Source organism: Anaerococcus obesiensis (assembly GCF_016599815.1).
In the GTDB taxonomy this organism is placed as follows: Bacteria; Bacillota; Clostridia; order Tissierellales; family Peptoniphilaceae; genus Anaerococcus; species Anaerococcus vaginalis.
Genome location: NZ_CP067016.1, coordinates 928,609 through 950,504 on the forward strand (window position 1 = coordinate 928,609; position 21,896 = coordinate 950,504).

At 30.9% G+C, this 21,896-nt stretch carries 37 protein-coding genes and 2 pseudogenes; all 39 read left to right on the forward strand.

Annotated features, from left to right (window positions below; translation table 11 throughout):
• Positions 1 to 2 precede the first annotated feature (2 nt).
• The 39 genes and pseudogenes from I6H46_RS04635 to I6H46_RS04825 all read left to right on the forward strand — a co-directional run bounded on the left by I6H46_RS04635 (position 3) and on the right by I6H46_RS04825 (position 21,891).
• A complete protein-coding gene (locus tag I6H46_RS04635) occupies positions 3 to 1,637 on the forward strand; it encodes an ABC1 kinase family protein (RefSeq protein ID WP_019118197.1) in 1,635 nt (544 codons plus the stop codon).
• A gap of 1 nt (position 1,638) precedes the next feature.
• Complete coding sequence (locus I6H46_RS04640; protein ID WP_019118196.1) at positions 1,639 to 2,337, forward strand: acyl-ACP thioesterase domain-containing protein; 699 nt, start codon at positions 1,639 to 1,641, stop codon at positions 2,335 to 2,337.
• On the forward strand, positions 2,330 to 2,932 hold the full coding sequence (locus tag I6H46_RS04645; protein WP_019118195.1) for an HD domain-containing protein: 603 nt from the start codon (positions 2,330 to 2,332) through the stop codon (positions 2,930 to 2,932). Before I6H46_RS04640 ends, I6H46_RS04645 begins: the two co-directional genes overlap by 8 nt.
• Positions 2,933 to 3,167: 235 nt before the next feature.
• Positions 3,168 to 3,329 carry a hypothetical protein gene (locus I6H46_RS04650; RefSeq protein ID WP_019118194.1) on the forward strand — a complete coding sequence of 54 codons (162 nt, stop codon included), beginning with the start codon at positions 3,168 to 3,170 and terminating at the stop codon, positions 3,327 to 3,329.
• 127 nt (positions 3,330 to 3,456) lie between these two features.
• Entirely contained in the window at positions 3,457 to 3,873 is a 417-nt protein-coding gene (locus I6H46_RS04655; RefSeq protein ID WP_004838098.1) for a hypothetical protein, read from the forward strand.
• 137 nt (positions 3,874 to 4,010) lie between these two features.
• Positions 4,011 to 4,783, forward strand: a pseudogene (locus I6H46_RS04660) (VirD4-like conjugal transfer protein, CD1115 family); the annotation flags it as partial.
• 511 nt (positions 4,784 to 5,294) lie between these two features.
• Positions 5,295 to 5,792, forward strand: coding sequence for a hypothetical protein (locus tag I6H46_RS04665; RefSeq protein ID WP_200226238.1), 498 nt, complete (start codon positions 5,295 to 5,297; stop codon positions 5,790 to 5,792).
• 502 nt (positions 5,793 to 6,294) lie between these two features.
• Positions 6,295 to 6,411 (forward strand): annotated as a pseudogene (locus I6H46_RS04670) (single-stranded DNA-binding protein); the annotation flags it as partial.
• Between the two features lie 199 nt (positions 6,412 to 6,610).
• Positions 6,611 to 6,766 carry a hypothetical protein gene (locus I6H46_RS04675; RefSeq protein ID WP_019118190.1) on the forward strand — a complete coding sequence of 52 codons (156 nt, stop codon included), beginning with the start codon at positions 6,611 to 6,613 and terminating at the stop codon, positions 6,764 to 6,766.
• 96 nt (positions 6,767 to 6,862) lie between these two features.
• On the forward strand, positions 6,863 to 7,072 hold the full coding sequence (locus tag I6H46_RS04680) for a P-loop NTPase family protein (protein WP_200226241.1): 210 nt from the start codon (positions 6,863 to 6,865) through the stop codon (positions 7,070 to 7,072).
• A 902-nt stretch (positions 7,073 to 7,974) separates the two neighbouring features.
• Entirely contained in the window at positions 7,975 to 8,283 is a 309-nt protein-coding gene (rpsJ, locus tag I6H46_RS04685; RefSeq protein WP_004815458.1) for a 30S ribosomal protein S10, read from the forward strand.
• Positions 8,284 to 8,348: 65 nt separating this feature from the next.
• The gene (gene rplC, locus I6H46_RS04690; protein ID WP_004838103.1) at positions 8,349 to 8,978 is read left to right on the forward strand and encodes a 50S ribosomal protein L3; all 630 of its coding nucleotides are present in this window, start codon (positions 8,349 to 8,351) and stop codon (positions 8,976 to 8,978) included.
• Between the two features lie 13 nt (positions 8,979 to 8,991).
• Complete coding sequence (gene rplD, locus I6H46_RS04695; protein WP_004838104.1) at positions 8,992 to 9,615, forward strand: 50S ribosomal protein L4; 624 nt, start codon at positions 8,992 to 8,994, stop codon at positions 9,613 to 9,615.
• Positions 9,615 to 9,908, forward strand: a complete 294-nt coding sequence (rplW, locus tag I6H46_RS04700) for a 50S ribosomal protein L23 (RefSeq protein ID WP_004838105.1) — start codon at positions 9,615 to 9,617, stop codon at positions 9,906 to 9,908. Before rplD ends, rplW begins: the two co-directional genes overlap by 1 nt.
• An 11-nt stretch (positions 9,909 to 9,919) precedes the next feature.
• Positions 9,920 to 10,753 (forward strand): 50S ribosomal protein L2, encoded by an 834-nt coding sequence (gene rplB, locus I6H46_RS04705; protein ID WP_004838106.1) that lies wholly within the window; start codon positions 9,920 to 9,922, stop codon positions 10,751 to 10,753.
• Positions 10,754 to 10,762: 9 nt separating this feature from the next.
• Positions 10,763 to 11,050, forward strand: coding sequence for a 30S ribosomal protein S19 (gene rpsS, locus I6H46_RS04710; protein ID WP_004838107.1), 288 nt, complete (start codon positions 10,763 to 10,765; stop codon positions 11,048 to 11,050).
• A gap of 10 nt (positions 11,051 to 11,060) precedes the next feature.
• Positions 11,061 to 11,408, forward strand: a complete 348-nt coding sequence (rplV, locus tag I6H46_RS04715; protein WP_004838108.1) for a 50S ribosomal protein L22 — start codon at positions 11,061 to 11,063, stop codon at positions 11,406 to 11,408.
• Between the two features lie 2 nt (positions 11,409 to 11,410).
• Positions 11,411 to 12,136, forward strand: a complete 726-nt coding sequence (gene rpsC / locus I6H46_RS04720) for a 30S ribosomal protein S3 (RefSeq protein ID WP_004815467.1) — start codon at positions 11,411 to 11,413, stop codon at positions 12,134 to 12,136.
• Positions 12,137 to 12,165: 29 nt separating this feature from the next.
• Positions 12,166 to 12,597 (forward strand): 50S ribosomal protein L16, encoded by a 432-nt coding sequence (gene rplP, locus I6H46_RS04725; protein WP_004838109.1) that lies wholly within the window; start codon positions 12,166 to 12,168, stop codon positions 12,595 to 12,597.
• Positions 12,597 to 12,803, forward strand: coding sequence for a 50S ribosomal protein L29 (gene rpmC, locus I6H46_RS04730; RefSeq protein ID WP_004838110.1), 207 nt, complete (start codon positions 12,597 to 12,599; stop codon positions 12,801 to 12,803). The genes rplP and rpmC overlap by 1 nt, the downstream gene beginning before the upstream one ends.
• A gap of 4 nt (positions 12,804 to 12,807) precedes the next feature.
• A complete protein-coding gene (gene rpsQ, locus I6H46_RS04735) occupies positions 12,808 to 13,068 on the forward strand; it encodes a 30S ribosomal protein S17 (RefSeq protein WP_004838111.1) in 261 nt (86 codons plus the stop codon).
• A 19-nt stretch (positions 13,069 to 13,087) separates the two neighbouring features.
• Entirely contained in the window at positions 13,088 to 13,456 is a 369-nt protein-coding gene (gene rplN / locus I6H46_RS04740) for a 50S ribosomal protein L14 (RefSeq protein WP_004815474.1), read from the forward strand.
• 9 nt (positions 13,457 to 13,465) lie between these two features.
• Entirely contained in the window at positions 13,466 to 13,774 is a 309-nt protein-coding gene (rplX, locus tag I6H46_RS04745) for a 50S ribosomal protein L24 (RefSeq protein ID WP_004815475.1), read from the forward strand.
• 17 nt (positions 13,775 to 13,791) lie between these two features.
• Entirely contained in the window at positions 13,792 to 14,334 is a 543-nt protein-coding gene (gene rplE, locus I6H46_RS04750) for a 50S ribosomal protein L5 (RefSeq protein WP_004838112.1), read from the forward strand.
• A gap of 11 nt (positions 14,335 to 14,345) precedes the next feature.
• Entirely contained in the window at positions 14,346 to 14,531 is a 186-nt protein-coding gene (locus I6H46_RS04755; RefSeq protein ID WP_004838113.1) for a type Z 30S ribosomal protein S14, read from the forward strand.
• A gap of 18 nt (positions 14,532 to 14,549) precedes the next feature.
• Positions 14,550 to 14,945, forward strand: coding sequence for a 30S ribosomal protein S8 (rpsH, locus tag I6H46_RS04760; RefSeq protein WP_004838114.1), 396 nt, complete (start codon positions 14,550 to 14,552; stop codon positions 14,943 to 14,945).
• A gap of 10 nt (positions 14,946 to 14,955) precedes the next feature.
• Entirely contained in the window at positions 14,956 to 15,495 is a 540-nt protein-coding gene (gene rplF / locus I6H46_RS04765) for a 50S ribosomal protein L6 (protein ID WP_004838115.1), read from the forward strand.
• Between the two features lie 9 nt (positions 15,496 to 15,504).
• A complete protein-coding gene (gene rplR, locus I6H46_RS04770) occupies positions 15,505 to 15,870 on the forward strand; it encodes a 50S ribosomal protein L18 (protein ID WP_004838116.1) in 366 nt (121 codons plus the stop codon).
• Between the two features lie 15 nt (positions 15,871 to 15,885).
• Positions 15,886 to 16,392 (forward strand): 30S ribosomal protein S5, encoded by a 507-nt coding sequence (gene rpsE, locus I6H46_RS04775; RefSeq protein ID WP_004838117.1) that lies wholly within the window; start codon positions 15,886 to 15,888, stop codon positions 16,390 to 16,392.
• Positions 16,393 to 16,402: 10 nt separating this feature from the next.
• Positions 16,403 to 16,585 carry a 50S ribosomal protein L30 gene (gene rpmD / locus I6H46_RS04780; RefSeq protein WP_004838118.1) on the forward strand — a complete coding sequence of 61 codons (183 nt, stop codon included), beginning with the start codon at positions 16,403 to 16,405 and terminating at the stop codon, positions 16,583 to 16,585.
• A gap of 10 nt (positions 16,586 to 16,595) precedes the next feature.
• Positions 16,596 to 17,039, forward strand: a complete 444-nt coding sequence (gene rplO / locus I6H46_RS04785) for a 50S ribosomal protein L15 (RefSeq protein WP_004838119.1) — start codon at positions 16,596 to 16,598, stop codon at positions 17,037 to 17,039.
• Positions 17,039 to 18,310, forward strand: a complete 1,272-nt coding sequence (secY, locus tag I6H46_RS04790; protein WP_004838120.1) for a preprotein translocase subunit SecY — start codon at positions 17,039 to 17,041, stop codon at positions 18,308 to 18,310. Before rplO ends, secY begins: the two co-directional genes overlap by 1 nt.
• A gap of 4 nt (positions 18,311 to 18,314) precedes the next feature.
• Positions 18,315 to 18,959, forward strand: coding sequence for an adenylate kinase (locus I6H46_RS04795; RefSeq protein ID WP_019118179.1), 645 nt, complete (start codon positions 18,315 to 18,317; stop codon positions 18,957 to 18,959).
• Positions 18,960 to 19,125: 166 nt separating this feature from the next.
• Positions 19,126 to 19,344: a translation initiation factor IF-1 gene (gene infA / locus I6H46_RS04800; RefSeq protein ID WP_019118178.1), complete on the forward strand. Its 219-nt coding sequence runs from the start codon at positions 19,126 to 19,128 to the stop codon at positions 19,342 to 19,344.
• Between the two features lie 71 nt (positions 19,345 to 19,415).
• Positions 19,416 to 19,529 (forward strand): 50S ribosomal protein L36, encoded by a 114-nt coding sequence (rpmJ, locus tag I6H46_RS04805; RefSeq protein WP_004818043.1) that lies wholly within the window; start codon positions 19,416 to 19,418, stop codon positions 19,527 to 19,529.
• Positions 19,530 to 19,540: 11 nt separating this feature from the next.
• Positions 19,541 to 19,882 carry a 30S ribosomal protein S13 gene (rpsM, locus tag I6H46_RS04810; protein ID WP_004838123.1) on the forward strand — a complete coding sequence of 114 codons (342 nt, stop codon included), beginning with the start codon at positions 19,541 to 19,543 and terminating at the stop codon, positions 19,880 to 19,882.
• 8 nt (positions 19,883 to 19,890) lie between these two features.
• A complete protein-coding gene (gene rpsK, locus I6H46_RS04815; RefSeq protein ID WP_004838124.1) occupies positions 19,891 to 20,295 on the forward strand; it encodes a 30S ribosomal protein S11 in 405 nt (134 codons plus the stop codon).
• A gap of 12 nt (positions 20,296 to 20,307) precedes the next feature.
• Positions 20,308 to 20,901, forward strand: coding sequence for a 30S ribosomal protein S4 (rpsD, locus tag I6H46_RS04820; RefSeq protein WP_004838125.1), 594 nt, complete (start codon positions 20,308 to 20,310; stop codon positions 20,899 to 20,901).
• Between the two features lie 33 nt (positions 20,902 to 20,934).
• On the forward strand, positions 20,935 to 21,891 hold the full coding sequence (locus I6H46_RS04825; protein WP_200225467.1) for a DNA-directed RNA polymerase subunit alpha: 957 nt from the start codon (positions 20,935 to 20,937) through the stop codon (positions 21,889 to 21,891).
• Positions 21,892 to 21,896: the final 5 nt, after the last annotated feature.

Here is a 21,896-nt window from a genome sequence, read left to right on the forward strand (position 1 = left end):
AAATGGGATACAAAAAAAGAAAACTTGAGATAATAAAAAAATTTATAAGTCTAAATATTATTTTGGACGGCAGAAAACTTTTGAAAAATAAGGGAGAAAATTCAAAAGATTTAAGCGAGCTTGAAAGTCATTTTGGCAAAAATTTGAGGAGCTTGTTCGAAGAATTGGGACCTGTTTTTGTGAAATTTGGACAATTATTATCTACAAGAAGAGATATATTTTCAGAAAATATAATTACAGAGCTTGAAAAATTACAAGATGATGTAAAAGAAGAAGATTTTGAAAATATAAAAGAAGTTTTTTATGAAGAATTTTCAAAAGATATTTATGATGTCTTTGATGAATTTGAAAAAAAACCACTTGCATCAGGCTCAATTGCCCAAACCCACTTGGCAACTATAAAGGTCGGCTCTCTTGAGAGAAAAGTTGTTGTCAAAATTCAAAGAAAAGATATGGACAAAAGAGTTGTTGAAGATTTGAAAATAATGAATGATCTTTATAAAAAACTCGAAATAAAACTTGAAGGAATAAAATCTTTTAATTTTGGAGAAATTATCCAAGAATTTTCTCTTTCCCTAATTAGAGAAATTGACTTTGAAGTTGAAAAAAATAATATAAAAAAATACAGAAAATTAAATATTCAAAAAAAAGACCTCCTTTCTCCTGACGTCTATGATTCATATTCAAGCAAAAAAGTTTTGACAATGGAATACATTGATGGCAAATCTATAAGGTCAGTTTATGAAAAAAGGTCAGATATTAGAAAAGAATTAGCTGAAAAAATCATAGGAGCTTATGTAAATCAAATGTTTACTTATGGATATTTTCACGCTGATCCTCATCCTGGAAATATTTTTGTAGATGATAATTTAAATATTTATTTGATAGATTTTGGTATTGTTGGAAATTTATCGGAAAATTATCGCTATCAAATAATGAAAATATTTTTGGGAGCAAGTTTTAATGAAGTAAAACTTATAACTGATGCCATAATTGGCATGGGACTTTTGGAATTTGATTCCAAAAAAATTGGAGATTTTGAAAAAAGAATACAAAAACTTTTGGATAAATACATGGTGATGAGCCTAAATCAAATGAAACTTGCAGATTTGATTAGAGATTTTTATACGCTTTTGGTGGATTATTCCATAAAAATACCATCAGAGCTTACAAATTTTGCAAAAACAGTTTTAATTTTGGAAGGCTTAATCGAAAAATTAGTTTACAAAGAATCATTCCTAGAACTTGCCCTTCCAATAGCAAAATCTATGGTATTTAAAATTTTTAGTCCAGACTTAGTTATTGATAGAATAAGACCAAAAATGTATGATACCTACTCATTAATAAAAGAATTTCCACAAACAACCCTAAATATTTTAAGGCAACTAGCAAGAGGAGATTTTAGGATAATCGACCAAAAAAGCGAAGAAGAAAGAAAGTCCTATGAAAAAACTGAAAATCAAAAAACACAAGCTATAATTTTTCTAGGACTTTGCCTAATAATTGCATCATCACTTTTTGGCTTGGCATTTGTAGAAATTGATAAAAATATTTTAAAAGCACTCTTGGTAACAAGTTTATTTTTGGGATTTTTTATGGCATTTGCCATAATCAAAAATATATACAGAAAGGAATAAAATGAGAAAAACAAAAGAATTTGAAGTAGAAAGATTTCTTGCAAATAGCGAGGGATATTTAAAAAATAAATATCTTTTGTCTTTAATGTTTGAAGTATCCTTTGATCAAGCAGAAGAAGTAGAAGATGGAAAAATCATGGAAGATAAGAGGTGGATAGTTTATTCTTGGGATATAAAAATCAAAAAGCCCATAAAAGCAAAAGATAAAATAAAAATTACCACCTTCGCCATTGATATGAAAAAATTCTACGCTTACAGAAACTTTATCATAGAAAGAAATGATGAAGAAATTGTAGAAGCCTATTGCGTGTTTTTGCTTTTTGACCTTAAAAAAATGCGACCAATAAAAATTCCAAAAGAAATAGCAAAAGCCTACCAAAAAGAAAAAGCCATATATGAAGAAAAATCACACGAATATGGCGATAAATTTACAAATTTAGAAAAAATTCAAATAAGATATACAGATATAGACACAAATTATCATGTGAATAACGCATCCTACATGGATTTATTAAGAGAAATTACAAAAGTCAAAGACCAAGATATAGAATTTATAAATATAGTTTATAAAAATGAAATAAGAGATAAAAAATATATACTTGGAGAAAAATCCAAAAACAAAAATGAAATTTCATATAGATTTGTAGACGATGACAAAAAAATTTATACCTACGGAAAGATAGTAAAAAGAAATGTATAAAGAAAATTACGGAAACATTCCAAACAAAGACAAAATAAATTATTATTTAATAGAAGATAACCAAAATATAGGAGCTTGGGTAAGAAGATCAAAAATTATAGGCAAAACAGCAAAAATGATGGCAAAAGAATTAGGACTAGACAAAGACATAGCCTTTGCTTGTGGCTCACTTTTTGAAATTGGGAAAAAAGAAAATAAAAACAATTTAGAAAAAAATATAAGAGGATTTTATATTTTAAGAAAAGAATCATATTTTTTTCCAGCAAAAACCAATCTTAGCCATTCCTTTATAATAAAAGATATAGACTCCTTTATAGGAGAAGATAATCTAGAAGAAAAAGATAAAAAAATAATAAAAAATTTTCTCCTATCCTACACCTACACAGATTACGATAAACTAATCCAAGTGCTAGACAATTCAATCACAGATAAATATATAGGAATAGAAAAATATCAAAAATATTTAAAAGAAAAATACAAAAAAATTCCATACGAAAAAGAAAGATTAAAAATACTAGAAAGCTACCAAAAATATTTTGAAAATAAATTAAAAAATCCAATAGAATATTATACAAATAAAAATATAAAAAAATAAAACGACTCAAAGCAAATACGATTTGAAAGAGTCGTTTTTTGTTTGTATAAGCCCCCTCAGTTAGACTTGGGAGTCAGTATAGCTTTAGCAATGATAACCAAACAAAAATACCTCAGTGATATAATAAATTTGCGGTCTGCCAACTGCAAAATAAAAAAATCAATGAGGTATTAAATGACACTCATAGTTTATCACATACTAAATGGAGTTGTAAATATTACCATGATAGAGACCAATGAAATGGCTCTCTGCTAGGGATCTAAAAGGAAAGGAAAAAATGATTATGGAAAAGATGATGAATACACAAACAGATGGGAACACATTTACAAAGAAAATCGGGCAGATGGTCTATGTTGTCCGTTATCATTTAGATGAAGAGGCAAAGGAAACAATGTAGGAGAAGATCAACTGGATGTGATGGTTACAGAAGCAAGCCGAATGGCAGTGTATTAGAATTAGGTGGATGTAATTGAAGAAAAAATATGATATTATGAGAGTAACAAATCGGGATTTGGAGGTGCAACATGAATTCTTATAAATTACTTTTTGATTGGCAAATTTCTATGCCAGATAACTGGCAAGGCGAATACGATAAAGAGAGTGGTCAGTACATTTTTTATCCTGACAATAGTGATTTGACAATTCGTATAACACCGTTCCACGCAGAAAGGGATGGTATACTTGCACCAAGAGAAGTAATGGAAGATGCTTATATCAGAACAGTGCCATTATCTGCAAGACAGCGAAATTTAGATTTCTACATTCCAAGCGGATTTGAAGCAAAGATATACGACGATGTATTAACGGAAGATAGCAACACTATTTATGTTGTTTATGTAGGGTATTATTCTGCGGGTGAATTATTGTCTATCAGCGTATGGAGTACCAACAGAGATGAAGGTGAACAAGTCTTAAATGTTCTTAATACGATAAGGAAGTAAGCAATCGCCAAATTCCAGTTTGTAGAATACAAAATTTAATATGAAATGTGAGATAGAGCGTATGGAAATAATCTATACGTTCTATTTTTTTGCCTTTTTGAAAAAAGTGATTAAAAAACTATTGACATTTTGTTACTGGAAAAACTGAAAAGTCAATTCTAATATCTTGTGGAGCAAGACTTGCACCTTTTGATATAAGAGAGCTTAGAGAACTAATGAGCGAAGACGAACTAGAAGTTGATAAAATTGGAGATAGGAAAACTACCTTGTTTGTAATAATATCAGATACAGATGATACCTTTAACTTTGTAGTTTCAATAATGTATTCTCAATCATTTAATCTACTATGTGATAAGGCAGATGATGTGTATGGTAGAAGACTTCCAGTTCATGTTAGGTGTCTACTTGATGAGTTTGCAAATATAGGATTAATTCCTAAATTTAAAAAAATTGATTGCAACAATTCGTTTAAGAAAAATATAAGCAAGTATAATACTGCAAGAACAATCTCAGTTAAAAGAAATTTATAAAGAAAATGCAGATACAATAGTTGATAACTGTGATTCCACACTCTTTCTAGGAGAAAAAACATTAAAAGATTATCAGAAACATTATGAAAAGAAACTATAGACTTAAATAACACATCAGAAACAAGACCAAATCAAAAATCTTTTGGTCTAAATTACCAAAAAACTGGTAAAGAACTTATGAGCAAGATGAAATGACTTTAATGAATTGTGGTAAGTGTATTTATATACTAAGAGTAGTGAGGACTTTATCAGATAAGTTTGATATTAAAAAGTATAGAAAATATAAGCTACTTGAGGATTATATTAATGAAAACTTATTTATATTGAAAAATAAGTATAAAATAAAATTTAACACTATATTGTTGTACGATAATATATAAGTAAGTTAGCTCATATGATATAATTAATATAATATCAAAAAAGTGAGGGTAAGCATGTTCGAACGCTGTAAAATGAAACTAAAACAAAAAAGAAAATTCATTCGGATAATTATAAGATTTATATAGGCAGTCTGAAAAAATCTAAGGATGCGATAAATAATTGTACTTTTAATGCTAGTTTAATTGAGTATAATTCTACAGAAAAGATAAAAAAATTTATTGATAATTGTAGTATATATGAAACCAGAATAATTACATATAAAGATAAAGGGACAAATGAAAGGAATGCTTCTATAGGTGCTAATATAAGAAATGGATATTCAGAAATAAATGCAAGTTTTGGTAGTCATGATTCTAAATCAGTAGAAAAAGGAATAGAATATAGTTCTCAATCCATAATTAGTGATATTAGAAATTATTTAAATAGTAACAATAATAATATAGATAATTGTTTTGATGTTAAAGCAGGTAATTATTTTAAAATAAGGTTTCCTGTATATGGAGGTAGGATTTGTTCTTTGTCAAAAAATATCCTTCGATATATGTTTGGACAGGGAGATATAGAAATGTTGAGATATTTTTATGTGGAAATATAAAAAATGTAGACAGAGAAAATTGTAAAAACTTTGATGAGTATACTTGGAACCCCTCAAATTTAGGTGCTTCAGAAGAATTGCTTGAAGAAATCGAAAAGTATGTTTTAAACAATAAAAAAATTGAGGGAGATATAAATTTTAAAAACTTAGAAAGCAATATTAAACCTAGCACAGCAAGAATGGGAACAAAAAATTTCGGTTGGAAGGATATTCTTGCTATTTGTGATAAAAAAGAGATTACAGAAGATGGAATGATAAGAATATTAGGGTCCCCTGTAATTGTAACAGCTAATACAGACTGTGGTTATGGTTGGTACAATATTAATAAAAAAATTATTTTGATAACTTTGAATTCTTTGAGTATGACGGGAATAACTTTACGGGGAAAATACTTAAAAAAATCAATATTCTAAAGTGATATCAGATTATAAAGATCTAGTTATAGATATTCAAAAAGATTATCATGAAATTTATAATAAAATAAAATAAAAAGTGAAGTTGAAAATTGTAGATTTGAAACTTCAATAATAGATCCAGTATTTTTTTATGATATAAAAAGGGAAGATTTAATGATAATGAACAAACTAAACTAAAATCAAGATTATATCAATGTGAAGATATAATAGGAATTTGTATCACAAATGATTTACTAAATAATTAATATAACAAATATATTAAAGATGATAATAAATTATAACTCTAATCGTCTTTTCTATACCCAAAATTAGGAGGTTAAAATGCTAAGGATAATAAGTCTTGCTTAAAAATATAATATATTAGTAATTTAGCGATTTATTAAAAAATTAGTGGCTTTTTTAATTGAAATTTATATATCAATGATAAGAAATTAATTGATAGAGAAATGATAAATTTAATGCAAATTTAGTTAAAGAAGCTGGATTTTCAGAATTTTAAAAAGGAGATCTAATCCATGTCTTTGGATATTTCAAAGAAAACAAAAAAGGAGATAAGATCTACAAGAATTTTATAGTTAAATCACTAAACAAAATAGAAAAAAGACAAGAAAACTAGGAGAAATAATATAGAATTTCGCAGCTGGAGTTGTATTTTAAAGGAAGTTGCAACTGCAATTGTTGCAGGTTTATTTTAGCTTTTAATGACTTATAAAATACTATATTATTGATTATTTTTTTAAAATGAGTAAAAATTTATGATTTTTTTATTTTTTTAGATTTACCTCTTAATAATTAAATAATCAAAGGAGAAAGTTATGTCTAAGAAAGTACTTGAAATAAAATATCTAAACAAATCTTATGTTAAAAGAAAAATTATAAATAATTTAAATATGAATGTATTTAGAGTAAATGTTTATAGTTTTTTTGAAAAAAAGAGAGGGAAAACAACTGCTAATAGAATGATAACATAACTTATATAGCTTATAAGGGTAGATTCTGGAGAGATTTTAATAAATGATAAACCTGTAATAAAAAATTGGGATCAAGCAATTAAAAATATAGGAGCTATGGTAGGAGCTCCTAAGTTTTATGGAAATCTATCTGGGCATGGATATTTAAAATTAATGGCAAAACTAATTGATGGAACAAGTGATAAAGATATTGATAAATCACTTGAATTAGTAGGTTTAAAAGATAGGGGTAAAGAAAAATTTGTATCATACTCTTTGGGTATGAAACAAAGACTTGGCATGACTTATCAACTTCCTTATCTGTAATATAAGCCAAGCCCACACAGATGAAATAAGTGACGGAGTTGCTGATAGCCCAAAAAAGGATTAATATATAAGAATAATAAATAAAAATTGAACAATAGAATCAAGTAACTAAAAAGTATTCATCATTTGGCATATATTACAAAGATATAAATTACATAAAAGCTGGGGAGTCTTTAGATAAAATTGTAGAAGATTTAAATAAATCATTTAAAACTGAAATAGAAAATATTTTTATAATAATGGTATAAAAGAAAGTACGATAATAGGCTTATCTTTAGTAAAAAAATCATAAATAATGGTGGAGGAGATATAAAATTACAAAGTGAATTTTAAAAATATACAGTATTTTTATAGAGGTTCCTATAGTTCAAATAAAATAAATAAACTTGCAAAAAATTTAAAAAATAAATTAATAAAAGGTATAGACGATTTTGATGTCTACACCTTTTATTAATTTTCAAAACAAATACAACTTATAAGTACCAACCTAAATACAAAAGAAATTAAACAGACCTTAGGAGCTTAGCTTATGTATTAATTTCACTTTGATAGTTGAAATTTGTTGTAGAAAAATTTTTGATAAATTTTTACTCTCTGTTTTTATCTCCTATATATAAGGTAAGAAATAAAAATTTGCAAATTTTTACTTTGGCATATATAATAAAACGGATTGGTACAAAAATTATAAGAAAATGCTTGAAAATTTTTAAAAAAATTAGGAAATTTACTTGATTTTTCTTATGAATTGTTGTATCATATTTAAGTGCTATGAAGTGGGAGGTTGCTTTCACACTAAGCCAGATGTGGAAGGTAATTTCCACCAAGCAAGCTAGAGAAAAATCTCTAGTGCTTTCCAAATATAATTAAACGCCCGGTAGGGTGGCACATCAAAAGGAGGAAAAATGGCTAATCAAAAGATAAGAATTAGACTAAGAGCGTATGATCATGAAATAATTGACAGCTCTGCAGAGAAAATCGTTGAAGCGGTAAAAAGATCAGGAGCAAAAGTAAGTGGACCTATTCCATTACCAACTGAAAAAGAAGTAATAACAATTCTTCGTGCGGTTCACAAATACAAAGACTCAAGAGAACAGTTTGAACAAAGAACACACAAAAGATTAATCGACATCATTGGACCAAATGCAAAAACTTTAGATTCTCTAAAGAAATTGAATTTACCAGCTGGTGTTGACATAGAAATAAAACTGTAATTAGAATGATTGAAGGTTTTCCAAATAATTTTGGATCAATCCGCTGTAATTAAGGAGGTACTCAAATGAAGAGTATATTTACAACAAAAGTAGGCATGACTCAAGTCATTGATGAAGATGGTGTTGTTACACCTGTAACTGTACTTAAAGCTGATGAGAATGTAATAGTTCAAGTTAAATCAGAAGAAGTTGATGGTTACAATTCAATCCAAATCGGTTATCATGACAAAAAAGAAAAAAATGTAAAAAAACCTATCAAAGGACACTTTGACAAGGCTGGCGCTTCTTATAAAAGATTTTTAAGAGAAGTTAGACTTGATGAAAAATCTGAATTAAATCCTGGAGATACACTTAGTGTTGACCAATTTGAAGAAGGTGAATTAGTAGATATTACTGCTATTTCTAAAGGAAAAGGAACACAAGGTGCTATCAAAAGATGGAATTATGGAAGAGGACCAGCAAGCCACGGTTCTAAATCACACAGAGTAGCAGGAGCAAGAGCAGCAGGTTCTGATCCAGCTAGAGTGTTCAAAGGTAGAAAAGGCTCTGGAAAAATGGGACATGAACGTGTAACAGTTCAAAACCTAAAAGTTGTTAAAGTAAACACAGAAGACAGCTACATCCTAGTTAAAGGCGCAGTTCCAGGACCAAAAGGTGGACTTGTTCAAGTTAAACAAGCAACAAAGAGCCTATAATAAGGAGGAATAAATGCCTAAAGTAGAAGTTTTAAATATTAAAGGAGAAAATGTTGGTGAAATCGAGTTAAATGAAACTCTTTTTGCAGCAGAAATTGCTGAAACAGCTGTTTATGATACAGTTAAAAACCAACTAGCTAATAAAAGACAAGGCACACAATCCGCTAAGACTCGTGCAGAAGTAAGAGGTGGTGGAAGAAAGCCATTTAGACAAAAAGGAACAGGTAGAGCTAGACAAGGATCTATAAGAGCTCCTCACTATACAGGTGGTGGAATTGTATTTGCGCCAAAGCCAAGAGACTATAGCTACAAAATTCCTAAGAAAATGAGAAGAAAAGCTCTTTACTCAGTTTTAACTTCAAAAGTAAATGATAATGAATTAATCGTACTTGATGAATTAAAACTTGATTCATACAAAACTAAAGAAGCTAATGAAATTTTAAATAACATTAATGCAAACAAAAAAGCTTATGTAGTTATTGCTGAAAATGATGACAAAGTTTATAGATCATTTAGAAACATTGAAGGATGCAACGTAGAAAAAGCAAACTTAATCAATGTATATGATCTTTTAAGACATGACAAACTTGTTATTACAAAAGATGCAATAAACAAACTTGAGGAGGTATTTATATAATGAAATCACCTTACGATATAGTAAAAAGACCAATAATTACTGAAAAAAGTATGGAATTAATTGAAGAAAATAAATACACTTTTGAAGTAGACAAAAATGCAAACAAAGCAGAAATCAAACACGCAATCGAAACTATCTTTGAAGGAGTAAAAGTTAAAAAAGTAAGAACTTTAAACTTTACTGGTAAAAAAGTTAGAACTAGATATGGTTATGGTAAAAAAGCTGATTGGAAAAAAGCTTATGTTACATTAACTGAAGATTCTGAAGCAATTGAATACTTCGACGGAATGTAGGGAGGATTTAAATGCCTATAAGAAAATTAAAACCAACATCAAACGGACACAGAAATATGTCTGTTATGACATACAGTGAAATTACAAAAAAAGCACCAGAAAAATCTCTAACAACTGATTTAAGAAAATCAGGTGGAAGAAATAATACTGGTAGAATAACAGTTCGCCATAGAGGTGGTGGAGCTAAAAGAAAATATAGAATCATTGATTTCAAAAGAAACAAAGATAATATACCAGCAAGAGTAAAAGCTATTGAATATGATCCAAACAGATCAGCAAATATTGCTCTTTTAGCTTATGCTGATGGAGAAAAAAGATATATACTTGCTCCAAGAAATTTAAAAGTTGGAGATGTAGTTGAAAGTGGAAAAGAAGCAGATATTAAACCAGGTAATGCACTTGAGTTAAAAGATATTCCAGTAGGTACACAAATCCACAATATCGAACTTAAAGCAGGAAGAGGAGCAATCCTTGTAAGAAGTGCAGGAGTTTCTGCTCAACTTATGGCTAAAGAAGGAAGATTTGCAACAGTAAAATTACCAAGTGGAGAAACAAGACTAATCCACAATGATTGTAAAGCTACAATCGGAATGGTTGGAAACATTGAACACGAATTAGTAAGAATTGGTAAAGCTGGAAAAACAAGATACTTGGGACAAAGACCACACGTAAGAGGATCAGCAATGAACCCAGTAGACCATCCACACGGTGGTGGTGAAGGTAGAACACCAGTAGGAAGACCAGCACCATCAACACCATGGGGTAAACCAGCACTTGGTCTTAAAACAAGAAAAAAGAAAAATAAATCTTCTAAATATATAGTAAGAAGAAGAAACGAAAAATAGGGGGATTTAATGGCTAGATCACTAAAAAAAGGACCTTTTGTCGATGAACATTTAATGAAAAAAATTGAAGCATTAAATGAAAAAAATGACAAAAAGGTAGTTAAAACTTGGTCAAGACGTTCTACAATATTTCCTGAATTTGTAGAACATACTATAGCAGTTCACGATGGTAGAAAGCATGTTCCAATATATATAACAGAAGATATGGTTGGACATAAACTTGGAGAGTTCGTTCCAACAAGAACTTTCAAAGGCCATGCTAAAAAAGCAACAGAAATGAAATCAAAATTAAGTTAGGAGAGTATAAATGGAAGTTAAAGCAACAGCTAAATATGTAAGAATATCTCCTCTTAAAGTTAATTATATATGTAGAGAAATTAGAGGTAAACAAGTAGACGAAGCACTTAATATTTTAAGATTTACAAATAAAAAAGGTGCTAGACTACTTTCAGATGTACTAAAAAGTGCAATAGCAAATGCAGAAAACAATAACGGATTATCTAGAGAAAATCTTATTGTTAAAAAAGCCTTCGCAAACGACGCTCCAACTATGAAAAGATGGAGACCTAAGGCAAAGGGTGCAGCTTATCCAATCCTTAAGAGATCATCTCACATAGGCGTAGTTCTTACACAAGAAGAAGTAGAGGAGGCATAATAATGGGTCAAAAAGTAAATCCTAAAGGTTTTAGAGTTGGCGTAATTAAAGAATGGGACTCTAAATGGTATGCAAATAAAAAAGACTTTTCTGAACTTTTAGTAGAAGATCATAAGATAAGAGAATTAGTTAAAAAAGAAGTTTACGATGCAGGAATTTCTGATATAGAAATTGAAAGAGCAGTAAATAACATAAAAGTTTCAGTTTACACCGGAAAGCCAGGAATGGTAATCGGCAAGGGTGGAGCAGGAGTTGAAGAATTAAAGAAAAAAGTTGAAAAAATCGCTCCAGGTAAAAGAGTAATCATAAACGTTGAAGAAATTAAAAACCAAGACGTTGATGCCCAATTAGTAGCTGAAAACATTGCAGCACAACTTGAGAATCGTATCACATTTAGACGTGCTATGAAACAAGCAGTTCAAAGAACAATGAGAGCTGGAGCTGTAGGAATTAAAACACAAGTATCTGGTAGACTTGGTGGAGCTGATATGGCAAGAAGTGAAGGATACAACGAAGGAAAAGTACCACTTCAAACACTAAGAGCAGATGTTGATTATGGTTTTGCAGAAGCAGATACCCAATACGGTAAAATCGGATGTAAAGTTTGGATAAACAGAGGAGAAGTTCTTCCTGGAGAAAAAGCAAAAAGAATTCCAGACATCAAACAACCAAAGCAAAACAGAAGAAATAAGAAAAGACGTCCAAATAGAAGAAATAACGATAGATAAGATTATTATCTCAAGGAGGAAACAAGATTATGTTAATGCCTAAAAGAGTAAAATATCGTAGACAACATAGAGGAAGAATGAAAGGTAAAGCCCAAAAAGGCAATACACTTTCTTATGGTGAATACGGATTACAATCACTTGGTAGCACATGGCTTACAGCAAACCAAATAGAGGCTGCAAGACGTGCTATGACAAGATATATAAAAAGAGGCGGAAATATTTGGATAAAAGTATTTCCAGATAAACCAGTATCAAAGAAGCCAGCAGAAGTAAGAATGGGATCTGGTAAAGGTGCTCCAGAATATTGGGTAGCAGTAGTAAAACCAGGTAGAATGTTGTTTGAGATGAGTGGAGTAAGCGAAGAAGTAGCAAGAGAAGCTATGAGACTTGCAGCACAAAAACTTCCAATCAAAACAAAATTCGTTAAAAGGCTTGAGGTCAAAGAAGTGGAGGAAGCTTAATGAAAGCAGTAGAAATCAGAAAATTAAGTGAAAGCGAATTAAATAAAAAACTTTTCGATTTACAATCTGAATTATTTAATCTTCGTTTCCAAATGGCTACAGGTCAACTTGAAAACCCAGCTGCTATTGGAAATGTTAAAAAAGATATAGCTAGAGTAAAAACAATCCAAACAGAGAGAAAGCTCAATATAAATAAGGAGGCTTAACTTGATGGAAAGAAATAGTAGAAGATCCGTTCAAGGAGTAGTTGTATCAGATAAGATGGATAAAACAATCACAGTAAAAGTTGAAACAAAAATCCAACACCCTGTATACAAGAAAAGATTAAAAGTAAGTAAGAAATATAAAGCTCACGATGAGAACAATGAAGCTAGAGTTGGCGATACAGTAACAATAATGGAAACTAGACCATTAGCAAAGACAAAAAGATGGAGACTAGTTAAAATTAACGAAACTGCGGTTCGTGCTTAATTAGGTAAAGGAGATTATTATGATACAACAAGAATCTCGTATGAGAGTAGCAGATAACTCCGGAGCAAGAGAACTTTCAGTTATCAAAGTTCTTGGAGGAGCCGGAAGAAGATACGCAAACATTGGGGATATAGTTACTTGTTCAGTTAAAAGTGCAACACCCGGTGGAGCGGTAAAAAAAGGTGAAGTTGTAAAAGCTGTTATAGTAAGAACTTCAAGAGGAGTTAAAAGAAGCGATGGATCATATATAAAATTTGATGACAACGCTGCTGTAATAGTAAAAGATGACAAATCACCTGTAGGAACTCGTATATTCGGGCCAGTAACAAGAGAACTTCGTCATGAAGGATTCATGAGAATTATCTCACTTGCACCGGAAGTATTATAGGAGGATTAAATGCATATTAAAAAAGGCGATAAAGTCCAAGTAATATCAGGTGAATACAAAGGACACGTAGGAGAAGTTATTAAAGCATTTCCTAAGGAAAATAGAGTAATAGTTGAAGGTGCAAACATTCAAACTAAACACCAAAAAGCAAGACAAATGGGAGAAGAAAGTGGAAGATTTGAAAGAGAAGGAAAAATCTCAGCATCAAAAGTTCTACTATACTCAGAAAGCTTGAAAAAAGGTGTAAGAACATCAACTGAAATAATCGATGGAAAAAAAGTTAGAGTTTGCAAAAAAACTGACGAAAAATTCGATTAGATCCAAAAGGAGTAATTATGACAAGTAGATTAAAAGAAAAATATAAATCAGAAGTTGTTAAAGGACTTGTGGATCAATTCGGTTATGAAAACTTAATGCAAGTACCAAAACTTGAAAAAATTGTTATAAATATCGGACTTGGCGAAGCTAAAGATAACAAAAACATTTTAAACAAGGCAAAAAATGAACTTGCACTTATTACAGGTCAACAACCAATTGAAATAAAAGCAAAAAAATCTGTATCAAACTTCAAACTAAGAGAAGGCCAACCAATAGGTACAAAGGTAACTCTTAGAGGAGAAAAAATGTATGATTTTATGGATAAATTAATTTCAATTTCTCTACCAAGAGTTAGAGACTTCAGAGGAATTAATCCAAATTCATTTGATGGAAGAGGAAATTATTCATTAGGAATCAAGGAACAATTAATATTCCCAGAAATTAACTATGATGACGTTGATTTCTTACATGGTATGGATATTACATTTGTAACAACAGCAGAAACTGATGAAGAAGCTAAAGCATTCTTAACATTAATGGGAATGCCTTACAGAAAATAAAGGAGCAAAAAATGGCAAAAAAGTCAATGATTGCGAAACAAAAAAGAAAGCCAAAATATAGTACAAGAGCATATTCAAGATGCAAGATTTGTGGAAGACCACATTCTGTATTAAGAAAATACGGTATTTGCCGTGTATGCTTTAGAGAGCTCGCAAACAAAGGTGAAATTCCTGGAGTAAGAAAAGCAAGCTGGTAAGTTAGGAGGAAAATAATTATGATGACAGATCCAATTGCGGATATGCTAACAAGAATAAGAAATGGTAACAAAGCTAATCATTTATCTGTAAGCTTACCATCTTCTAATGAGAAACGTGCTATTGCTCAAATTCTATTAGACGAAGGTTACATCAAAGGATTTGATGTAGAAGAAGACAATAAGCAAGGTATTCTTACAATAGACTTAAAATACGCAGAAGAAGGCGAAAAAGTTATATCAGGACTTAGAAGAATTTCTAAACCAGGATTAAGAGTTTATGTAAAAGCAAATGAAGTACCAAAAGTTTTAGATGGACTTGGAATTGCAATAATCTCAACATCAAAAGGACTATTAACAGATAAAGCTGCAAGAGAGGCAAATGTCGGCGGCGAAGTTATGTGTTATGTATGGTAAGGAGGAATAAATGTCAAGAATAGGTAAAAAACCAATTGAAATCCCTTCTGGAGTAACTATTGATGTTAAAGACAATTTGGTTACAGTTAAAGGACCAAAAGGTGAAGATTCTCAATTAGTATCAAAAAACTTGAAACTTGAACAAGAAGAAAACGAGTTATTAGTAATGACTTCTGAAAATCCTACAAAAATCGAAAACCAAGAACATGGTCTTTACAGATCATTAATTGCTAATATGGTTTTGGGAGTAACAGAAGGTTATCAAAAAACTCTTCAAATAGAAGGAACAGGATATAGAGCCCAAAAACAAGGTAAAACCCTAGTAATGAATCTAGGATTTTCACACCAAGTTAAAATGGACGATCCTGAAGGAATTGAAGTAGAAGTTCCTAACGATAGAACTATCGTTGTAAAAGGAATCAATAAACAACTTGTTGGACAATATGCAGCAAACATTAGAAACTGGAGAAAACCTGAACCATATAAAGGTAAAGGAATCCGTTACGAAGGTGAGCATATTAGAAGAAAAGTTGGTAAGACAGGTAAGTAGGGGGCAATAATGGCTAAAAAAACAAAAGAGCAAAGATTAAAAACTCGTAAATATAGAGTTAGAAATAAAGTCAGTGGAACTGCTCAAAAACCAAGACTTAGTGTCTACAAATCAAATACTAATATATACGCACAATTAATAGATGATGATGCACAAGTAACACTTGCAAGTGCAAATACATTACAAAAAGAAGTAAACGAAGGTTTAGAAAATTGTGCAAATATAGAAGCTGCCACAAAAGTTGGCGAAATGATAGCAAAAGTTGCACTTGATAAAGGAATCGAAGAGGTTGTTTTTGATAGAAACGGATATCTTTATCACGGAAAAGTAAAAGCCCTAGCTGAAGCAGCAAGAGAAAATGGTCTTAAGTTTTAACGAGGGAGGATTTAGATGTATTTATTAAAACAAGATGTAGACAAACTAAACCTCGAAGATAGAGTAGTTAGTATAAATAGAGTTGCAAAAACTGTAAAAGGTGGACGTAACATGAGATTTGCTGCCCTAGTGGTAGTAGGAGATCAAAATGGACATGTAGGAGTAGGAACAGGAAAAGCTACAGAAGTTCCTGAAGCTATAAGAAAAGCAACAGAAGATGGAAAAAAACACATGGTTACAGTTCCTATAGTAAACACTACAGTTCCACACAGAATATTGGCAAACAAAGGTGCAGGATCTGTACTATTAATGCCAGCTAAAGAAGGTACAGGAATCATAGCTGGTGGACCAGTTCGTGCTATCTGTGAACTTGCAGGATACAAGGACATCAGAGCTAAAAACTTAGGTTCATCAAATCCAAAAAATATCATTAATGCTTGCTTAAAAGCTTTTGCTTCTATGAAAACAGTAGAAGAAGTTGCAAGATTACGTGGTAAATCAATAGAAGAATTCGATTATTAAGGAGTATTCTATGGCAAAAGTTGAAATCAAATTAAAAAAATCCTTCATAGGCAGAAAAGACGATCAAATAGCTACAGCAAAAGCACTAGGTCTTAGAAAGATTGGTCAAACAGTAGTTAGAGAAGATAATTCTGCATTAAGAGGAATGATAAACAAAATTCCATTTATGTTGGAAGTTAAAGAATTAAGCTAGGAGGTGTAAAATGAAACTTCACGATTTAAAACCTAACCAAAAGCTAAAAACAAAAAATAGAAAAGGTAGAGGTCCAGGAAGTGGAAACGGAACTAGAGCAGGTCGTGGTCAAGACGGACAAAACTCAAGAAGCGGTGGCGGAGTTAGACCAGGATTTGAAGGTGGCCAAATGCCATTATTTAGACGTCTTCCAAAAAGAGGATTTAAAAATATCAATAGAAAACAATACGAAACAATAAATGTATGTGATTTAGATATTTTTGAAGACGGTACAGAAGTTACACCTGAACTACTATTTGAAAATAAAATTTTAAATAAAAATAAAGCAAAAGCTGGAATTAAAATTCTTGGCGATGGCGAAATCACAAAGAAATTAACAGTAAAAGCTCACAAGTTTACAAAATCTGCAGAAGAAAAAATCACAGCCCAAGGGGGAAAGGCTGAGGTGATCTAATGTTAGATACGCTAAAGAGAGCTTGGGGTGAAGAAGAAATAAGAAAAAAATTCTACTTCACTCTAGTGATGTTATTAATATATAGATTAGGAAATAACATCCCAATTCCATTTATAGATGCACAAAAGTTAGCAGCAGCATATAAGGGAATGGAAGGAACACTTGTAGATTATTTAAATATGCTAACAGGTGGCGGACTTTCAACCCTATCAATATTTGCACTTGGAGTGCAACCATACATTACAGCATCAATCGTAATGCAATTATTAACAGTTGTAATCCCAAGACTTGAAGAGCTAACAAAAGAAGGCGAAGCAGGAAGAAAAACTATACAAAAATATACAAGATATATGACAATATTTCTTGCAATATTTCAAGCTATAGCAATAACAAACGGATTATATGGAGCAGCTTTATCATCTGCAACACCATTCCAAAAAATAGTTATGAATGTAGTCCTAATCGGTGGAACAATGCTTGTTACATGGATGGGAGAAACCATAACAGAAAAAGGAATTGGAAATGGTGTATCAATTATAATCTTTATGGGTATCATTGCAAATGTACCTAAAACATTAAAAACTTGGAAGACTGGTCTTCATTACAATACAATTACATGGATTTCAATTTTAATCATGGCACTTGTAGTAATTTTTATAGTAGTATTTACAGTAAAAATTACAGAAGGAGAAAGAAAAATACCAGTCCAATACGCAAAAAGAGTAGTTGGAAGAAAAATGTATGGCGGACAATCAACTCATATACCAGTAAAAGTAAATATGAGCGGAGTAATGCCAATAATATTTGCTTCAGCAGTATTAGCAATTCCATCAACAATCTCATTATTTATGGGAAATGCTAATGGAGGATTGAATCAATTCTTTAGCAAATCAACTTATGGTTTTGTAATTTATCTTGTTGTACAAGCTGTACTAATCCTAGTATTTGCTTATTTCTACAACATGATACAATTTAATACAGTTGAATATGCAAAACAACTTCAACAAAATGGTGGTTTTATTCCAGGAATAAGACCAGGAAAACCAACTAGCGACTACCTAGCAAAAGTAGGAAATAAAATTACATTTATTGGTGCTATTTCGTTAGCGCTACTTACAATAGTACCAGCACTATCATCAAGATTTTTAGGACTAAACTTATCCTTTGGAGGAAGTTCAGTAATAATCGTTGTTGGTGTAATACTTGAAACAGTGAAACAAATAGAAGCAATGCTTACTATGAAAAACTATAAAGGATTTTTAAATAGGTAATATTATGAATATCATATTGTTAGGCCCTCCAGGAGCCGGAAAAGGAACACAAGCAGAAAAATTAATAAAAGAATTAGATGCAGTTCAAATATCAACAGGTGATATATTTAGAACAAATATAAAAAATAACACACCTTTGGGAGCTAAGGCAAAAGAATATATGAACAAAGGCCAATTAGTTCCAGATGAATTAACAATAGATTTAGTTTGGGATGCCTTAGACAAAGTAGAAGATGGAAAAAGCATACTACTTGATGGATTTCCTAGAAATATTACTCAAGCCGAAGCACTTGATGAAGGAATGCAAAAAAGAGATAATAAGATTGATAAGGTAATAAATATCAATGTGCCTGAAGATGTAATTATTGAAAGAATATCTGGAAGAAGAGTAAATGTGTCAACCGGAAAAGTTTATCATATAAAATTCAACCCACCAAAAATTGAAGGAATTGATGATGAAACAGGAGAAAAATTAATCCAAAGAGAAGATGACACAGAAGCTGCAGTTAAAGAAAGACTTGATGTTTACAACAAACACACATCAGTTTTGATTGATTACTACAACAAAAAAGGTATATTAGTTACTATTGACGGTGCAAAAACTCCTGAAGAAGTTTTTGATCAAATTAAAAAAAGTTTAGAGAAATAAAATAAAAAATATTAACAAATATGCTAAATTTTTCAATGAATTACAAAATCGAAAACGAGATAAAGATAGAGTCTTTCATTAAAGATATCTAGATTATGTCTTGTTGTTAAAAAGAATCAATCAGACATTAATAGATCAAAATAAAAGAAAAGGAGAGATTTTATCGATGTCAAAAAAAGATGCTATAGAAGTAACAGGAGTAGTTAAAGAAGCTCTACCAAATGCAATATTTAAAGTAGAACTAGAAAATGGCCATGAAATACAAGCACATATTTCAGGCAAACTTAGAATGAACTACATTAGAATATTACCAGGAGATACAGTAACAGTAGAATTATCTCCATACGATCTTACTCAAGGCAGAATTACTTGGAGACGCAAATAACAATAAAAAATCTACGATTTTTTCTTGTTATTTTAAATCTAAAAGTGTAGATAAAGAAAGAGAGAACGATAATGAAAGTTAGAGCATCAGTAAAAAAAATGTGTGATAAATGCAAAATTATCAAAAGAAACGGTAAAGTTATGGTAATTTGCGAAAATCCAAAACATAAACAAAGACAAGGTTAAGGAGGTATTAGATGCCAAGAATAGCTGGTATAGACTTACCTAGAGAAAAAAGAGCAGAAATTGGATTGACTTATATTTATGGTATAGGAAAATCTTCAGCGCAAGAAATATTAGAAAAAGCAGGAATCAATCCTGATACAAAAATGAAAGACCTTACAGAAGGAGAACTAGGAAAAATTCGTGAGATATTAGACGACTATACAATCGAAGGTGATTTAAGACGTGAAGTATCTATGAATATTAGAAATCTTAGAGAAATTAATTGCTACAGAGGAATTAGACACAAAAGAGGTTTACCTGTAAGAGGTCAAAATACAAAAAATAACGCAAGAACTAGAAAAGGAAGACATTAGGAGGAGATATGGCAGCAAAGACTAAAAAATCTTCTGCTAAAAGAGGTAGAAGAAGAGTTAAAAAGAATGTCGAAAGAGGACAAGCTCATATCAATTCAACATTCAATAATACAATGGTAACTTTGACAGATGCACAAGGAAATGCCTTATCATGGGCAAGTGCTGGACAATTAGGTTTTAGAGGATCAAGAAAATCAACTCCTTTTGCAGCACAAGAAGCAGCTTTAGAAGCAGCAAAAAAAGCTATGGAATATGGTTTAAAAAGTGTAGAAGTATTTGTTAAAGGACCAGGCTCAGGAAGAGAATCTGCAATCAGAAGCTTACAAGCAGCAGGACTTGAAGTAACAATGATAAAAGACGTAACACCAATTCCTCACAATGGTTGTAGACCACCTAAGAGAAGAAGAGTTTAATAAGGAGAAACTATGGCAGTAAGCAGAGATCCAATATTTAAAAGATGTAGAAGCTTAGGAATCAGCCCAGCATACTTAGGTTACTCAGGAGAATCTAAAAGAACAAACTCTAATCAAAGAAGAAAACTTAGTGAATATGGTATGCAACAAAGGGAAAAACAAAAAGCTAAATTCATCTACGGAGTAAGTGAAAAACAATTTAGAAGTTATTATGAAAAAGCTTCAAAAATGCAAGGACAAACAGGTGAAAACCTAATAATCCTTTGTGAAAGAAGACTTGACAATATAGCATTTAGATCTGGACTTGCTAGAACTAGAAGAGAAGCAAGACAAATCGTAACACATGGACATTTATTAGTAAATGGAAAAAGTGTTGACATCCCATCAATTCTTGTAAACGAAGGAGATGTTATTGAAGTTAAAGAAAAATCTAGATCAAGCCAATTATTTAAAGCTATCAAAGAAACAAACCAATCATTTGGAGTAGTTTCATGGTTAGATTCAGATTTAGAAAACTTAAAGGTAAAAGTTACAAACTTCCCAACAAGAGAAGATATTGATATACCTGTAGAAGAACGTATGATTGTTGAGTTCTATTCTAAATAGAATTAGTTAAATTGTTAGAACTAAGGAGATACAATGATAGAAAAATTAGATACAAAGATTGAAATTTTAGATATAGACGAAGAAACTAATTACGGTAAATTTGTCCTATATCCACTCGAAAGAGGCTATGGTACAACCATAGGAAACAGTATGAGAAGGATGCTTTTATCATCCTTACCTGGTTCTAGCGTCTCAAAGATTCTTATAGACGGGGTACTACACGAATTTTCCACAATTCCTGGAGTTGTAGAAGATGTACCTGAATTAATATTAAATATCAAAGGTATTGATATTAAAAAACATACTAAAGAAGATCTAACACTATTTTTAGATATAGAAGGACCTAAAATTGTTACAGCTAAAGATATAAAAACAGATGCCCAAATCGAAGTGGCAAATCCAGATCATTATCTTGCAACAGTTAATGATAAAGGAAGATTGTTTATTGCCCTTGACGTTACAGATGGTAAAGGATATAGGGTAGCTGAACAAAACAAAAAGGATACCGACCCAATAGGAGCAATAGCTATAGATTCATCATTTACACCAGTAAAAAGCGTAAACTTTACAGTTGAAAATACTAGAGTAGGTGAGTCTACTGATTATGATAAATTAATTCTTGAAGTTTGGACTGATGGAACAATCACTCCACAAGAAGCCTTATCAGAAGGCGCTTCAATTTTGATGGAAGATATAAGATTTTTCAAAGACCTACCAGGTCAACAATTCCCACCAGAAGATGAGGAAGAAGAAATTGAAGAAATCGATGAAGAAGATAATAATCAAATGGAATTATCAAAAACTATTGAGGAATTAGATCTTTCATTAAGATCATTCAATTGTCTAAAAAGAGCAGGATATAATACTGTTGGTGAGATAATAGAAAAAAGTGAATCTGAGCTAAAGGATATCAAAAACTTCGGTAAAAAATCACTAGAAGAAGTTATTGATAAAATCCACAGTTTAGGACTTAGTTTAAGAGAAGAATAGGAGGA